At 40.9% G+C, this 16,519-nt stretch carries 15 protein-coding genes; 6 read left to right on the forward strand and 9 right to left on the reverse strand.

Features of this window, described 5'->3' with window-relative positions:
- Nucleotides 1-27 precede the first annotated feature (27 nt).
- Nucleotides 28-1,392 (reverse strand): tRNA (N6-isopentenyl adenosine(37)-C2)-methylthiotransferase MiaB, encoded by a 1,365-nt coding sequence (gene miaB, locus ACPZ3T_RS26675; protein ID WP_490272445.1) that lies wholly within the window; start codon nucleotides 1,390-1,392, stop codon nucleotides 28-30.
- A gap of 202 nt (nucleotides 1,393-1,594) precedes the next feature.
- Between miaB and ACPZ3T_RS26680 the strand changes: the two genes are divergently transcribed.
- Nucleotides 1,595-1,942, forward strand: a complete 348-nt coding sequence (locus tag ACPZ3T_RS26680) for a translation initiation factor (protein WP_490272447.1) — start codon at nucleotides 1,595-1,597, stop codon at nucleotides 1,940-1,942.
- Between the two features lie 312 nt (nucleotides 1,943-2,254).
- Here the strand turns inward: ACPZ3T_RS26680 and ACPZ3T_RS26685 are convergent, their stop codons facing one another.
- Entirely contained in the window at nucleotides 2,255-5,368 is a 3,114-nt protein-coding gene (locus ACPZ3T_RS26685; RefSeq protein ID WP_490272449.1) for an MFS transporter, read from the reverse strand.
- Nucleotides 5,369-5,960: 592 nt separating this feature from the next.
- Here ACPZ3T_RS26685 and ACPZ3T_RS26690 point away from each other — a divergent pair.
- Nucleotides 5,961-6,167 carry a high light inducible protein gene (locus tag ACPZ3T_RS26690; protein WP_490272450.1) on the forward strand — a complete coding sequence of 69 codons (207 nt, stop codon included), beginning with the start codon at nucleotides 5,961-5,963 and terminating at the stop codon, nucleotides 6,165-6,167.
- 53 nt (nucleotides 6,168-6,220) lie between these two features.
- Nucleotides 6,221-6,433, forward strand: coding sequence for a high light inducible protein (locus ACPZ3T_RS26695; protein ID WP_490272451.1), 213 nt, complete (start codon nucleotides 6,221-6,223; stop codon nucleotides 6,431-6,433).
- Between the two features lie 115 nt (nucleotides 6,434-6,548).
- Here ACPZ3T_RS26695 and ACPZ3T_RS26700 read toward each other — a convergent pair whose 3' ends face one another.
- Entirely contained in the window at nucleotides 6,549-7,031 is a 483-nt protein-coding gene (locus ACPZ3T_RS26700; RefSeq protein WP_490272452.1) for a gluconokinase, read from the reverse strand.
- Between the two features lie 10 nt (nucleotides 7,032-7,041).
- Entirely contained in the window at nucleotides 7,042-7,767 is a 726-nt protein-coding gene (gene sfsA, locus ACPZ3T_RS26705; RefSeq protein ID WP_490272453.1) for a DNA/RNA nuclease SfsA, read from the reverse strand.
- Nucleotides 7,768-8,150: 383 nt separating this feature from the next.
- Between sfsA and ACPZ3T_RS26710 the strand changes: the two genes are divergently transcribed.
- The 3 genes from ACPZ3T_RS26710 to ACPZ3T_RS26720 all read left to right on the forward strand — a co-directional run bounded on the left by ACPZ3T_RS26710 (nucleotide 8,151) and on the right by ACPZ3T_RS26720 (nucleotide 10,668).
- Nucleotides 8,151-8,819: a 2OG-Fe dioxygenase family protein gene (locus tag ACPZ3T_RS26710; protein ID WP_490272454.1), complete on the forward strand. Its 669-nt coding sequence runs from the start codon at nucleotides 8,151-8,153 to the stop codon at nucleotides 8,817-8,819.
- Between the two features lie 243 nt (nucleotides 8,820-9,062).
- Nucleotides 9,063-10,484, forward strand: a complete 1,422-nt coding sequence (locus ACPZ3T_RS26715) for a hypothetical protein (RefSeq protein WP_490270384.1) — start codon at nucleotides 9,063-9,065, stop codon at nucleotides 10,482-10,484.
- A 46-nt stretch (nucleotides 10,485-10,530) separates the two neighbouring features.
- On the forward strand, nucleotides 10,531-10,668 hold the full coding sequence (locus tag ACPZ3T_RS26720) for a histidine kinase (protein WP_490272455.1): 138 nt from the start codon (nucleotides 10,531-10,533) through the stop codon (nucleotides 10,666-10,668).
- On the opposite strand, the gene ACPZ3T_RS26725 is transcribed toward ACPZ3T_RS26720, so the two are convergent.
- From ACPZ3T_RS26725 to bcp, 5 genes are all read right to left on the reverse strand, one after another.
- Nucleotides 10,661-11,794 carry a DUF711 family protein gene (locus tag ACPZ3T_RS26725; protein WP_490272456.1) on the reverse strand — a complete coding sequence of 378 codons (1,134 nt, stop codon included), beginning with the start codon at nucleotides 11,792-11,794 and terminating at the stop codon, nucleotides 10,661-10,663. The two genes, ACPZ3T_RS26720 and ACPZ3T_RS26725, sit on opposite strands and share 8 nt — an antisense overlap.
- A 115-nt stretch (nucleotides 11,795-11,909) precedes the next feature.
- Entirely contained in the window at nucleotides 11,910-12,245 is a 336-nt protein-coding gene (locus ACPZ3T_RS26730; RefSeq protein WP_490272457.1) for a XisI protein, read from the reverse strand.
- A gap of 255 nt (nucleotides 12,246-12,500) precedes the next feature.
- The gene (locus tag ACPZ3T_RS26735; RefSeq protein ID WP_490272458.1) at nucleotides 12,501-14,498 is read right to left on the reverse strand and encodes an ATP-binding protein; all 1,998 of its coding nucleotides are present in this window, start codon (nucleotides 14,496-14,498) and stop codon (nucleotides 12,501-12,503) included.
- Between the two features lies 1 nt (nucleotide 14,499).
- Nucleotides 14,500-15,666, reverse strand: a complete 1,167-nt coding sequence (locus ACPZ3T_RS26740; protein ID WP_490272459.1) for a cysteine desulfurase family protein — start codon at nucleotides 15,664-15,666, stop codon at nucleotides 14,500-14,502.
- 272 nt (nucleotides 15,667-15,938) lie between these two features.
- Entirely contained in the window at nucleotides 15,939-16,415 is a 477-nt protein-coding gene (gene bcp, locus ACPZ3T_RS26745; protein WP_490272460.1) for a thioredoxin-dependent thiol peroxidase, read from the reverse strand.
- Nucleotides 16,416-16,519 lie beyond the last annotated feature (104 nt).

Consider the following 16,519-nt stretch of genomic DNA (forward strand, 5'->3'; position numbering starts at 1 on the left):
GATCAGGACTTGAGTCCTGATTACAAACTATACGGGCAAGGGTTGACGGACTGCGATAGGTTCACCAGTTAAGCTAAAGGCGCGGACTTCGGTGATTTTTACCTTTACCAATTCGCCTTTTAATTGGTTAATGTCACCGGTGAAAAATGTCAGCCGATTTCCCCGTGTACGTCCCATGACTTGGGTTTTGTCTTTGGGGTTTTGATCTTCTACTAATACTTCCTCGATGCGTCCCATGTAACGTTGCGATCGCTCGGCTGCTTTGATCCCTACTAAATGGTTTAATCTTTGTAGGCGATCGCTTTTGACTTCTTCACTGAGTTGATTTTCCCACAATGCCGCAGGTGTGCCGGGACGGGGAGAATAGGCGGCAGTATTTAACTGGTCAAAGCCAATATCATCAACTAATTTTAAGGTATTTTCAAACTGTGCTTCTGTTTCTCCAGGGAAACCAACAATGGCATCGGCACTAATTGAGGCATCAGGCATATATTCACGGATGGTATCAATAATCCGCCGATATTTTTCGTGAGTGTAACCCCGTGCCATCGCTTTTAATAGTTGATTATCCCCTGACTGGAAAGGAATGTGAAAATGTTCACAGACTTTGGGCAATTCTGCACAAGCTTTAATTAATCTCTCCGTGAAGTAACGGGGATGACTTGTAGCAAATCGAATACGTTCCACGCCTGGAACATCATGGACGTAATAAAGTAAATCTGTGAAGGTGTGCAGGTGTCTTCCTTCTGGTGTTGTTCCTGGTAAATCTCGTCCGTAAGCGTCAATATTTTGACCGAGGAGGGTAATTTCTTTGTAACCTTGCTGTCCTAATTGTTCCATTTCGGCGCGAATGGCTGCCGGTGTGCGGGACTGTTCCACACCGCGCACGTTGGGAACTACGCAATAGGTACAGCGTTCGTTACAGCCGTAAATCACATTTACCCAAGCTGTAACGGTGCTATCCCTCCGAGCTTGGGTGATATCTTCCATAATGTGAACGGCTTCTGTAGCGACAACTTGGTTGCCTGCAAACACTGATTCTAATAAATCTTTGAGGCGGTTAGCGTGTTGTGGCCCCATGACTAAATCTAGTTCGGGGACTCGTCGTAGTAGTGCTTCCCCTTCTTGTTGAGCAACACAACCGGCAACAACTAAAGTTAAATTCGGTTGTTGATGTTTGCGTTTAGCTTGTCTGCCGAGGTAAGAATAGACTTTCTGTTCGGCATTATCCCGAATGGTGCAGGTATTGTAGAGAATCACTTCTGCATCGTTGGGATCTTCGGAAAACTCAAAACCCATATCTTCTAATATGCCAGCCATGCGTTCTGAGTCGGCTTTATTCATTTGGCAACCGAAGGTAGTAATGTGATAGCGGCGGTTAGAAGTGGTCATGGGCAACTGCTGAGTTAGCTAGGTGTTAAATATGCTTTGTGTTCTACTCTATTCTAGTAGAGTATCAACCGAAGTAACGCGTTGAATAGGCGATCGCTTTTTTCCCAGCTACAGGCATGGCTAGGATTTGTGATTTTAGTCTAAAATTTAATTTCTAGTCAAACTTGCTATTGCCTCTCCAATATTTTCTACTTAAAGTTTTATGTCTTCATCCAATTCCAACTCTCCTGATAAAAAATACGCCTACCGAGAATTTGGTAACAACAACCCAGCCGCCACAGAAAGGGCAACTCCAGACTTACCACCAAAACAACAAAATCTCAGAGTCCAAGCCACCCGTTCTGGAAGAAAGGGTAAAACGGTGACGGTAATTACTGGTTTTCAAACTAAAGCAGAAACCTTAACAGATTTACTCAAAAAGTTAAAAACTCAATGCGGTACAGGTGGCACAGTTAAAGATAATGAAATAGAGATTCAAGGCGATCATAAACAGAAAGTTTTGGAAATTTTGACTCAGCTTGGTTATAAAGTCAAAATTAGCGGTGGTTAATCAGTCAAGACTATCACATTAACGTGAGTTCGATGACCTCTCCCCAACCCCTCTCCGACGCGGAGAGGGGCTTAAATATCTGGAAAGCTCAACGAAAGATTAAGGTTTTTAAGCCTCTACGCCACTTGCTTCAAGTCGGGAAACCCGCCCAACGCAGTGGCTTCTCCTTGCAGGGGAGAGGTACTCTACGAGAAGCAAGCTATGGAGAGGGGTTTTTTTAATTCGTCGAACTCATGTCACATTACCACTTTTCCATAAAACAGCCTCCCATATTTAGGAGGCTGAGAATTAAGCGGAGACAAGTTTATTTACCTACACTACAACTACAGCGATCGCACCTCCTAATGCTGAGAAAATGGCGGATACTATGGCTGTAGCGAATAACCACCAAGCGGCGGAAGCGGCGGCTTTGCGGGTTTCTTCCGCTTGTCTTTCGGCTTGATGTTTGACTGCTTCTAAACGGCGTTGGGCTTGGTGTTGTAGGCGTTCAGCACGTTGTAATACTGTGTTACGTGCGCGTTCAATTTGGTCAACAATCCGGTTAGCATCGGCTGTAGAAATATCTTCACGGGAACTCATAATGGCTACGAGGGTATCGCGGTTGAAGGATGAAAGGCGATCGCGTAAGGCCTCAAATCCGGCTTGGGGGTCTTCTAATAATGTGCGAATATCGTGTTTAATTCCATCATAATTGAGTTCGGGACGCTCTAGGGAGTTGAGATAATCACGAATCCTCTCAAAAATGCCATCAATCAAATGTTGAATGCGTCGTTGGATTCCCCGCAGTTGCTCGACAAATTGATCCCGGACTGAGACGATGTTATCAGCTATTTGGGCAGCTTCTTGATCTGTGATGTCTTCCCGAATTTTCAGCAGAGCGATAATTGTCGAACGATCAAAATGTGACAAGCGATCGCTCAAACTTTCCATCCCTACCCCTGGATCATGCAGTAGTAATTGTACATCCCGCTTGATTCCTTCTGGGTTCAATTCTTCCTTGCCAGTGTGCCGCAGATATGCTTCTAAATAAGTTTGGAAGTTCTCCACTCTTTGTTGGGTGCGGGTAGCTAGGCGACGGGGCGCACGGACAATGTTGCGAATAGCACTTTGTACAGAGTCAATCACTTCATTGACTTGGGCTTCACTCAAGTCTTGACGCTGACTGAGCAATTTCACTAAGGTATCTCTGTCTACCTGGGACAATCGCCGTCGGAAGGCAACAACTCCCTCTCTGGGATTTTCAAACAGTCGATTTAAATCTCGCTGAATGCCTTCTGGGTTAAGTTCCGCTTTGCCTGTACTGCGTAAGTAATCGGCAATGGTGGTAGTGACAGCATCATATTGTTCTTTGGCTTTGTCTGCTACAGCGTGGGGGACGTGGCGGACACTGTGCCAAGATTCCTCAACAGTATGAATAATTTGATTTGCTTGGTCTTCGCTAATATCTTGCCGTTGACTCAGTAATTTTACTAAAGTGTCACGGTCAAAACGAGACAATCGGGCTTGAATTGCCGCCATCCCGGCTTGGGGGTCTGCTAGCAAGGTTTTCAGGTCAGCACGGATAGCATCGGGGTTTAATTCGGCTTTGTCGGTATTACGCAGATATGACTCAACATTTAGCCAGAGGGTTTCTGCATGATATTGGGCTTGTGCTGCTAAGTTTTTGGATTCTACCAAAGCGCGATCGCGTTGTGCTTCTAATTGATCTAAGATTGGATCAACTTCGTAGGACTGGATATCATTACGTTGTAGCAATATATCCCGCATTTGTTGACGCTCAACTATAGCCAGTCGCCGTGACAGGGTTTCATAATCGACTTCGTGGTCTGTAATTAAAGGTTTGAAATCCCTCTCAATACCTTCTGGCGTTAAATCAGCCTTAGCAGTTACTAACAAATAACTATTGATGCGTCGTTGTAAGTCTTGGGATATCTCCCTTTCGGCTTCAGCTGAGACTATGACTAGCACTTGTTGACGTACCGCTTCTAGGCGATCGCTGATATGCTGAATTTGAGTTTGGGTGAGTAATCCCCGGTCTTGGAGAATATTTACGAAATCTTTGCGGGATAGTCGTTCTAGTTCCCCACGCACAATATTTGGGTCGGCGGCTGGGTCGTAGATGACATCACGAAATTCTTGGGCAATTCTGTCTTCGCTCAATTGCCAAGCATAGGTGTTGTAGAGATAGTTTTCGACATCAGCACGAATGGGGCTATAGGGTTGGGATGGTGTGGGCAATCCTAATTTATCAGCTTGTGCTGTAGCTTTTGCTTTAGCTGTGGTCAAGGCGTGCCAAATTTTTTCCACATCTAAATCTGATAAATCTGCTCGTCCCAAAACTACCCCAGTTAAAGCAGATAGTCCTTGCTGGAGTGTACGCTGAATCGGACTTTGGTCTGTTTTCTGGTCAGATGTTTTGGCGGGGCGCATTTCTGCAATTAACCGATCTAATTTGGCATTGAGTTCATCGGTTTTGCTTTGTCCTGGTGGCATGGTTTTGAGATAATTCACCAACTCACTCAGGCTGTCTTGCATAGGTTGTTGCTGACCTAGGACTTTTTGCCACACATTATATAAAGTATCAGCAATGCGGTTGACATCTCGCCGAGACAAATCGGTACGGCTACTGACTAAATCCACGAACTTTTGGCGGTCTATGTGACGCAAATCAGGACTACCAGCAATTTCTCTCAGTTGTGGATCTTGCAGTAAAGTTTCAAATTCCCGGCGAATATGAGATATATCTAGTTCTGGTGGACGCAGCTTTTCAATATAATCTTCTATGTTTTCTCGGATACTGATTGGGTCAATGGCACTGCCTAATTCTCGCCGTACTGCTGAGGCGGCTGCTTCTGCGGTGGATACAACTTGCTGATTCACAGCTTTCGCACCCAAAGCGGCGGTAGCTGTTCCCATAATTGCCTGAAAACCAGAGGTAGCAGTGTGAACTACCGAACCAATTAATGAACCGACGGTAGTAGAACTGACCCAAACCAATAATAAGAAGTACGCACCCCAAATTACTAAACCGAGAATTGCTCCCAGTCGAGGATCTAAAACCAATAGGCTCAACTTGACGGCTAAAAAACAGGCAATTAATAAGGCAATAGTTACCGAAATTAATGTCCAAATGCCTACGGCTGTACCAATTTTGCGAATCGTACCGCCAAAACTGCCACCTGTTTCCGAGACTGAATCCGATGGCCGACCCAAATAAGAAATCCCTGCGGCTACTGAAAGATTAGTTAATACCAATTGAAACGCAAAAGCTAAAATCACTCCAGACAGTAAAGCCACAAAAAACCTCGGCCCAGAGGTCAGTAGTGATAATTGTGCTGGTGAAACTCCCGTTGGTGCAACGGGGACTTGTGCCACCCATAACAGAGGCTTGTAGAGTGCGAATATAATATCTGTACTGTAAAACATCGTATTTCCTTACGCTAATAATGAGTCCTGAGAGGTGTTAACAAAGGGAAGCGTAGCCGCTATGAAAAGAGCAAGGGTACACTCACTCATGACTCAGGAGTCAGCACTGAGTTAATTAGATTGTGAGTAGCAACTGTAGTTTATCTATGTAGTTATGACCTTACCTAAATCTTAGTGGTTACTCTATAGAATCCTGAAAATTGATAGCTAAAATCATCTTCCTAAAGATTGAAAGCATATCAGACGCTAGATAGAAGTTTATATTTTTAATAGAGTTAGTTTTAATCAGAATTAACAAAATTAAAATGACAGGATACTGATAGCATAAAAGCTCATATATTTAATTTTTAATGATAATTACTGGTTTATTTGTTTTAATAAATAGCCTAATTATCGATAAGTATTTACAGTAGGTTTACATTTATTTACAAATACAATTCTGCTCACCTCCTGAAGATGGATTTGAGGATGTAACAAGATTAATCGTAATCGTCCATAAGAAGTGGCTAGGGATTGTATCTATCGACGGAAAGCAATTGATTGATAGATAGCTAAAGTAAAGTTAAGTAACAAATTGTTTGGAGCAAAAAAAATGGAAACTCGTTCTTCCAGTACTAATCTGCCAACAATTGCTACCGCATATAATGGACGCGATCGCAATGCTTTTTTATTCGGTTGGACTCCCCAAGCAGAAATTTGGAACGGTCGTTTGGCAATGATTGGATTTCTCGCTTACTTGCTTTGGGATTTAGCAGGTTATAGCGTTTTGCGGGATGTATTACATCTAATTGGCTACTAGCTAAAAAATGATTGTTAACTGAAGAAAACAAGATAAATATTTAGGAGAAAACAATGGAAACTCGTGAAACTCGTCCTTCTACAGATTTACCACCAGTTGCTAATGCTTACAATGGCATAGACCGTAACGCCTTTATCTTTGGCTGGAATCCTCAGTCTGAACTGTGGAATGGTCGTTTAGCAATGATTGGTTTTCTAGCTTATTTACTTTGGGATTTAGCTGGTTATAGTGTGCTACGTGATGTACTGCACTTTATCGGATATTAGGAAATAATGCCAATTCGTAATTCGTAATTCGTAATTCGTAATTCGTAATTCGTAATTACGGAAATAGCGCAAAATCTCGGTTTTAGCCATTCCCTACTATCGTGTTTTGATCTAATCAACAAAGGATAGTCTTGAGAGTATTCACAATCTCTTTTGGAGGTTGTGAAATATCTATATATATGGCGTTATCTGGCTCTTCCAGGGTGTGAAACTGACTGGTGAGGAGTTTCGCGCTCATGAAATGATTTTCTCGTGTTTGCAGGCGTTTTTGGATGATGTTGTCTGAGCCTTGGAGATAAACTACCTTGATATCATCCCTATCCATGAGTAAAAATTGCCGATAGCTAGCTTTGAGTGCCGAACAGGCTAAAACTACATTTCTATTTTCTTGCAACCATTGAGCGATCGCATTTTGCATATCTTGCAACCAAGGTATTCTATCAGCATCATCAAGGGGAATACCCAGGCGCATTTTTTCAATATTGGCTGGTGAGTGAAAATCATCTGCATCTTGAAATTGCCATCCCAAAGACTCCGCCAACAGTTTACCGATGGTGGTTTTACCCGAACCAGATACACCCATAATGAGAACTATCATCTTGTTGAGCTTAAATTTTAAGTTTAGCTAAACCTATGTAGCGGATACCTTCGGGAGAGATATCAAATCGGCAAGGTAGCACTTCTAAACCGAGAGCGATCGCATCCCGTAGTAACTTACCATATAAAGGATCAGCCGTATCACCAGGGGCAAACTCTGTACAATCACCCCGATTAATTAAGTACAACATAACTGCACGGGTTTGGGGAAGTAATGCCATCAGTTCTCGTAAATGCTTCTGTCCCCTAGTAGTTTCGGTGTCTGGAAATAATGCTAAAGTCCCTGCACACCAAGTTGTATTTTTCACTTCTAAATAAATTGGGGGTTCGGTATCATTCCCTGTCAATAAGAAATCTACCCGACTTTTTTTATCTTGGCCATAAACTACCTCGCCTTTAATTTGGCTATAATTACCCAATTCCGGGAACAAGTGTTTTGCTAAAGCTAACTTGATGATGCGATTTGGTAAGGCTGTATTCACACCTACCCAAGTCGGCTGGTTATCATGTACCTCAATTAATTCTAGAGTGTAAGCCAATTTGCGGTTAGGATTATCACTTTTAGAAAGTTGTACAGCACTACCTAGGGTAGAAACTCCAGTCATGGGGCCAGTATTAGGACAGTGTGCTGTAACAACTTCTCCATTAGTTAACTGCACATCCACAAAAAAGCGTTTGTAGCGTTTCAACAGAATACCAGGATACAGAGATGGGTAACGGTAGAGCCAATCAGTCATGGAAAAATTAAGTGCAGCAACAAGAATATTTTCCCCGATTTATGCGTTCGTAGTCAGGACTTTAGTCCTGATTATTTTTGAGGACTAAAGTCCTCACTACAAACAGCCTTTATCATGATTTGACAACTTTTGAACTTAACTTGACCACAATTTAATAAAAAGTAGCATATACTCGGTGATATCAGCCTTCCTACAAATACAGCAGATTCGATGTTGATGAGGTACAGCAACTGATTGAAAAAAGTAATGAGTAATGAGTAATGAGTAATGAGTAAGAAATTTACTTATTACTTATTACTCACTACTTATTACTGATGGTGTACCTCACTTACTTCAAAAGTGCTTGAAGGGGGAGATTTATAAAATGCAAGGAGAAAAATCCTATGCAAAAATTAGGGAAAACTACGGAATTAGAATACGCTTTTCTGTTTACCTTAAGAAAAGTTAATTCAATTAACACAGAAGATTTTCAACCATTTTTTAATAATTTACCCGTAGATCCTTATATTAAAGGTAACTACCGTTTAAGAAGATTATCACGGTTTACAGTATCTGGGGGTGAATTACATAAATTACCTCATGGCTATCTTTTTCAAAGTAAAGCATACAACCCATTAGTAGGTGATATTAAACGAGAGTTCGCTGATTTAGAAGATGCCATTATAGAACTTGATAGTTTTCAAAAGTTAGTTTTGGCATTTAGTGATTCTTGTAAACTCCATCCAGAAGCCGAAATTGGCGTGCATCAAATCAGAACGATTTGTTCTCCCGATAATTTTGGTAATCCTGCACCTGAAGGTATCCATCAAGATGGTACTGATTTTATTGGGATTTTCTCTGTAAATCGGGAAAATATTCAAGGTGGAGAGACACATTTATATACTGCGAAGAAAGAGAAGCCTGTACTGAGCAAAATTCTCTATCCTGGGGAATTATTATTAGTCAATGATCATGATTTTTTCCACTTTACCACGCCAATTAAACCACAAACAGAAGCTCAAGGTATTAGGGATGTATTTGTGCTGACTTCTCCTAGTTTGTTGACTGATTAATTAGGGGTGTAGGGGTAGGCTGTTGACTTTGTCGGTTTTAAGGCAGAATTAGTTCATACAATAATTGTGTCGGAAAAATCCAGCAAAGTCAAAGTCTATGCAAGAGTTTAAAAGCCCAGTGAGTAGATTAGCGAGATTGTTCAAGAAAGGTAGAGAAAACTGGAAAGAGAAGGCGGTCGTAAAACAGAAGCAAATCAGAGCTTTAGAAATAAAAGTGAGAGACTTAACGGATTCGAGAGAGAAGTGGAAAAAGCGTGCGATGGCGGCAGAAGCAAGGTTAAAAAAACTGAAGTTGGAGGAGGAGAGCGAAAAAAAGCAGAAATCGAAAACCAATCAGCCGACATAGAATCGGAGATGGGTGAAACAGACTTAAAGATTAAGGGTCACTATTATGATGTAAAAACAATTCAGCAAGCGATACATTTGTTAATCAACAGTGGGATTAGTTTTAGAGGTGTAGAGAAAGTTTTTGAATTATTTAATGATTGTGAATCACAGGCAACTCCTAGCTTTAGCTGTATTAGAAAATGGTTAGGAAGAATAGCAATATATGAGTTAAAAAGAGAAAAAGAGTATCGCAGGGATTGGATTTACATTGTGGATTTTACTTTAGCATTGGGAAAACATAAAGCTTTAGTTGTGCTAGGGGTGTCACAGGAATACTTATTATCAAATGTAATTGAGGAAAAGAGGGGATTATCACATAAAGACGTAGAAATACTAGCAATAGAAATAATGGAGTCTACCAAAGGAGAAATCATAGAAAAGCAATTAGATAAAATTAGCCAAAGGGTGGGAGTACCAAGACAAATCGTTGCAGATAATAGTAGTGACCTAGCGCGTGGAATCAAGCTATATCAAGAAAATAATCCAGAGGTAATTTATACGCATGATGTGACTCACGCAATGGCATTACTATTAAAATATCAATTAGAATCAGATAAGAGATATCAATCATTTATCCAAAAGTGTAGCATATGTAGGCAGCAATTACAGCAAACAGAATTATCTTTTTTAGCTCCGCCATCACAGCGTTCTCAATGTCGTTATTTTAATATTGAAAGGCTAACTAATTGGGGAATTAAGTTATTAAACTCATCAGTGGAAACTCTAATTAGCCTGATTCCAGATATTGCCCCCACAGTGATTTATCAAAAAGTCAGAGATAAGTTGGGGTGGTTAAATGATTATCAATCAGATTTAATTAAATGGAATCAAATGGTATTGCTAACACGCCGTATCGAAACTGAGCTTAAACAATCAGGAATCAATCATGATTCTCTTGTGCATTTCGCAAATAATCAAGATAATTATGATGATAATTGTCTCCAGAAGCTTCAGCAAGATATTTTGGGTTATCTAGCTGTTCAATGTAACAAAATCAAGCATGAAGGTACTTTTTTGGCTACTTCTGATGTTATTGAATCACTCTTTGGAAAATACAAGCAATTTTCTGCTCGCTGTCCATTTAAAGAAATCAGTCAAATGCTACTAACCATATGTCTATCGACTATGGATTTAACAACTACTGTTGTTAAAAATGCACTTTTAAATATTAGCTTTGCTGATGTTGAAGCATGGTTTCTTCAGGTTTTTGGTCAGTCTTCGCTCTCGAAACGAAAAATATTATTTTCTCCTGATTACGAAGACACAGAAACTGCATGAACTTTTACCCCTAAAAAAAGTACAGAGTCAACAGCCTAGTGTAGGGGTGGAGGGGTGTAGGGGAAGCAGAGGGAGACAAGGAAGACAAGGAAGACAGGGGAGACAAGGGAGAAATATTTACCCCAATGCCCAATGCCCAATGCCCAATGCCCAATGCCCAATGCCCAATGCCCATTTTAATTAACTGCAAATATTTGACAATCTACGAGATAGGGGGAATTGAAATTAGTCATTTCCCCTGCTTTTTTATTGGGGATCGGAAATAATCTGGCGGAAAGTGGTTTATTGAGTTTAAAAGCTAAAGTTGTCATGTCAATTAATATGGCTGTAATCTTTTCTAGAGAAATATCGCCAGGAATGGGTACAGTATCTAATCCACAACCACAAACGGCTGAATATAATAATAAATTGGTAATATCATAAGTTCCTTCATTGGCTCTAGTTGCTAAACCGATATCCTCACAAACTGGTAACATTAAACCAGAGTAACCACAGGTTTTGATGGGGATACTTTTTAAAACTCGTGTTAGCATTCCCGAAATGGCTAAAGTGCCAGGATGACCAAATTTACCATCTAGTAATTTTTCATAGATAAAAGCGATACTATTTTTTTGATCTAATGATGGTGTAAGGGATGTATCTATTCCATAAAAGTGAATCTGAAATTGGGTGGAAATTTCTTGTGCGATCGCCTCTACTTTTTTGACTTCTGATGCTAAAATTATTTGTAGCTGGTTTTCAGCATCTCGGATATTATCAGCAACCATAAATGCTGGCATTACTAAATCAGCCAACTCTAAACCAATGGCAAAAGATGTTTCCCCTAAATGGTAGGATGTGGGGAAAAATGGGATACCTGGCTGACAGTTAGCCCCAGCACAAAAGCGAAAATTACCATAGCCATGTTCAGTTTCTTGGGAGATGCGTTTAATAGCTTGGGCTGATGCTTGAGCATTATCAAAATATTCACCAATTTTACTGGAACAGTAAATTATTGATGTGTTTTGGATGATGTCAGGAATTATATCTATAGTTGCACTAGTGCTAGCATAACCAATATTAAAAAAGCTGACATTTAAACTTCGACAAAATTCTTCTAAAATTTTAATCTGATCAATAATTTCGGAGGGAGTTAAACCTGCAAGATATTCTTCCCAAGGGTTGGTAGTAATTCGTGTAGTTTGTACTTCGTAACCTTGTTGTGCAAAAATTATTTGAGCTTTTTGGTTAAAATCAGCCGCTATTTTGAGTCTTTCTGTTCCTTGGGGGAAATCAAGAGATATACCTGTAGTAATAGTTCTAATTTTCATAATTTAGTTTTCTTAGAGATATAGCAGTTAACAGAATTGAAAGCCTGTTATGGTGAGATTTTTATTTTTCCCCCCGCTCCCTGCTCCCTGCCCCCTGCCGCCCTGCTCCCTGCCCCTAAGCGACTCCATATCCTGTGTACGGGCGTTTATATGGTGGCTGTAAACCTAACACAATATCTTCTTTTGGTACTCCCATTTCCAGCAACTCTCTTGCTATATCTACATCTGTCATATTCTGCTGAATCCAGATTTTCTCATTTTTAATATCAAAATGAATGACAGTATGATACACGCGACTTAACCCATTCCAACCTATACGCATCAACTGATAATGGTCGTGTACTGTATCAAATATTAATTCACTTTCAATTTGTTCTCTATGAGGTTTATACTTACCATGTTTAATTAAAAGATTTTGGATATATTGACGATATTGCTCTACTTTATCCATTTCACCAAAAGTTAGAACCAAATCTAAACACAAAAAACTTATGAATTTTGAATTTTGTAGCTTGCTACTCTCCGAGTTCTCCAAAGGAGTATCCGCAGGGTAAGCAGAACAGGGTAAATAATTCAAGGTTTGTAGTTCAAATAAGGACTAAAGTCCTTACTACGAACTCAATCTTCTTCTTTTTACATTACTTAACATAGTTTGGTTTTTTCAACTCGTTATACTTATTTTGAATTTTGAATTGTTTTTTAAGAGTCAAGGTATCCATCCCTTGATTTCGACATCAGTCAAGGGGCGTTCCATCTTGATATATTCGCTTTTCGCCGCTTGTAAAATATGTTTCATCCCCACAGGCTCATCGGCATCAGCCGCCAAAAACGCGGCATTGAGGGCTATATTGCGAATATTACCGCCGGTGACACTCAGTTTGGCTAATTTCTCAAAATCTAAGTCTGCGGTTGGGGTTAGGGCTGGAAATACCCGTCGCCAAATCTCGGCTCGCTGTTTGGCATCGGGAAAGGGAAACTGAACAATAAAGCGCAGGCGGCGCAAAAATGCTTGATCTAAAGAGGTTTTTAAATTAGTGGTAAGAATAGCTAAACCTCGGTAGGCTTCCATACGTTGTAGTAAATAGCTTACCTCGATGTTGGCATGGCGATCATGGGAATCTTTGACTTCTGTGCGTTTGCCAAACAAAGCATCGGCTTCATCAAATAGTAAGATGACTCCTCCCCCCTCGGCGGCATCAAATACCCGGCGTAAATTCTTCTCTGTTTCACCAATATACTTACTGATTACGGCACTTAAATCAATTCGGTAGACATCCAGATGTAGGGTATTACCTAACACCTCTGCGGCTAGGGTTTTCCCTGTACCACTTGCTCCGGCAAACATGGCACTAATCCCTAAACCCCTACCTCCTTTGGCAGCAAAGCCCCACTGTTCATAGACTTTGGAACGCTGGCGCAGATGGGCGGCGATATCACGCAATACTCCCATTTCATTGGGTGGTAAGACTAAATCTTCCCATTGTGCGGTGGCTTCTATGGGTTGTGCTAATTCATCTAAGCGGGGACGAGCCTGGCTACGGCAGACATCCCAGAGGGAACGGAAGGCTTGGGCAGAGTCGCTAGTGGGGTTGTGTTGAGTTTTAAATTGCCAAGTGGTGGCTGTAATTGTGGCTGTACTCAGGTTAAAGTGGGAAACAAGACGATCAATGTGTCCATTGGCATTGAAGGAAATTTCACTCAAGGCTGTTTGCCAGACTTGACGCTGTTCGGCTGGGGTGGGGTGATTTACGTCTAAGGTAAATAGAGGGCGTTGGATGCCACGACGACGTTCTAAACTGGAGATGATTAAGGGAGCATCTAGGGTTTCTAGTAGTTGAGCGATGGTATTTTCTCTTTCTGGTTCTGTAGATTGTATGCGATCGCTATCTAGTAAAATCACCCGTCGATATAATTGCCATTCCCGTTCCCATAAGCACCGCAGTAAATGCTGCTGATGACTCTCACGGGGCAAATGATGGGCATTTACAGCATATCCTGTTAATCCTAAACTATGGCAAGTATGAGCAGCGATCGCTTTTTTGCTGGCTGTTTCAGTACCACATAGTTGCAGTATGGGTAATACTTGCTGTTGTTGGGAAGCTTGCACCCAACAATTTACCATCTGTGCGGCTATGGCTGCATGGGATGAGACTAAGTTCTCTGTCTGTAATGGGGATAAGCCTAATTGTTGCCATCGCTCGTCTACAAGATTCAATCCTGCCAAATAGTGAGTAATTTGCTCATCCAACCGTAAAGGAGAAATGCTCAAAGCATGGGCTGCTCCCACTTCAATTAATCGCCACCGTCGCAAGGGTGCATTCTGGGTCAGCGCGCCCCAATAGGGAGATGATGAGAGAGATAATGCTAAACTGAAAGTGGGATATTCTAACTGTGGTTGTCCCTGAGCCATAGCACATAATTGCCCCCAGTTACGGTCAAATTCCATACCTGCACACAACAGCAGAATTTCTCGCTCAAATGCAGATAAGCCAAAAACTGCACACAGTTTTTCTATAGCCGGAGGTGCTTGAGCAAAGGCTGAGTCGTCAGGATCATTAATAAATATTCCTTTCTCCCATGCCTCATTTCCCTGTTGGTTCTGTGCAATTAGCCGCTCTAAAGCCTGACGGGTTTGGGAAACTAAACCCATCAAGTAACGGTGATTTGCGGTGTACCAATCATTTGTAACAGGTTGGGAGAACATTTTACACCAAGGTTTTTTGTTTGCGTAAACTTTGAATGGTAGCGATCGCGTGTTTCGCTACTATATCAATTTCTGCTGGCGTGTTAAACCTCCCCATTCCAAAGCGAATAGACGCATAAGCCAGCTGCTCAGAATGTCCCAAGGCGGTAAGCACATGAGAAGGTGCGGTTTTCGTCGATGAACAAGCTGAACCAGAGGATATAGCCATAATTGGCTGTAAACCTAGAGACAGTGCTGCACCATCAACTCCTGCCACACTAATATTTAAATTTCCTGGTAATCTCTGGGTAGAATGTCCATTCAGGTAAACGCCTTCCAACTGTGAAAGTTGATTCCACAAACTTTGTCTTAATTGGGTGAGGCGTTGGCTTTCTGTCTCTTGTTCCGCTAAAGCAATTTCTACAGCTTTACCAAAACCGACAATTTGCGGTGTGTATAAAGTCCCAGAACGCATTCCCCGCTCATGCCCTCCGCCGTGCTGTTGGGGTGCTAGTTGCACTCTGGGGTTACGTCTGCGGACGTATAATGCACCAATACCTTTTGGCCCGTAGACTTTATGAGCTGTGAGAGACATTAAATCTATGTCCATTGCTTGCACATCTAGGGGAATTTTACCAATAGCTTGGGCTGCATCTGTATGAAAAATTATCTGACGAGCATGACAGATTTTGCCAATTTCTGCTAATGGTTGCAATACCCCAATTTCATTATTAGCTGCCATCACCGACACTAAAATTGTCTCAGGACGCAATGCTGTTTCTAATTGAGCTAAATTAATTAATCCATCTGCTTGTACTGGCAATACAGTAATCTCAAACCCCAGGCTTTTTAAATAGTCACAAGGATCAAGCACTGCACTATGTTCAGTAGCTACAGTAATAATATGTTGACCTTTTGGAAAATAAGCTTCCGCTACACCTTTAATAGCTAAATTATTCGCTTCCGTTGCACCACTAGTAAACACAATTTCTTCTGGAGAAGCATTAATGGCGGCGGCTAATATTTCCCGTGCTTGTTTCACAGCTGCTTCTGCTTCCCAACCATAAACATGACTAATACTAGCTGGATTGCCAAATTTCTCTGTAAAATAAGGTAGCATCGCTGCTAATACCCGTTCATCTACAGGTGTAGTAGCGTGACAATCAAGATATATAGGGCGAGTAGACATATAGGAATCCGGCTTAATTATTGAAATTACTTACGTAGGTAGGGAACAGGGAACGGGGAACGGGGAACGGGGTAAGAAGGAATAAAAGTGTACTTATTTTTTTCAGAAATCAAATATGATTTCTATAGTAAACTTAATAATTTTGTTTGATTTTCTTCAGAAACCGTAAACTTTAGACAATTTGACCATCAATAATCATTATTTTTCAAGACTAAATTAATTAATCCCATCCCATTTATTGAATACTATTTTACTTTTAATTTTAGCTAAAATTAGCCTACCAATTCTTGTAATTTATTTAACACTGCTTGGGCATGACCTTTAGCTTTCACATTTGGCCAAGCATAGGCAATTTTTTGTTCAGGTGAAATGAGGAAAGTAGAACGAGCTACACCCATATATTCTTTGCCCATAAACTTCTTTAAACGCCAAGCACCATAAGCTTCGATCATTTGATGTTCTGGGTCACTTAATAGGGTAATAGACAAGTTATGTTTGGCAATAAATTTGCAATGAGCCTTACCAGAATCTGGACTAACTCCTAAAATTTTTGCTCCTAATTTGCTGAATTGCTCATGTAATGCTGTGAAATCAGTGGCTTCTGTAGTGCATCCAGGTGTATCATCTTTAGGATAAAAATAAATAATAACCCACGCCCCATTTAAATCCTTTAAATTCACCAATGTACCCTGATGGTCTGGGATAGAAAAATCAGGTGCTATTTGTCCAATTTCGGGGATATCGCTCATAAACCAAAATCCTAAAACAAAAAACAATGTTTATTTTTTTACACAACTAAAATAATACATTAGACGTAAGTTGCCTTAAGTGCAACAAAACTTAACATAGATGT

The sequence above is a fragment of the Aliinostoc maniaoense genome (assembly GCF_058172895.1).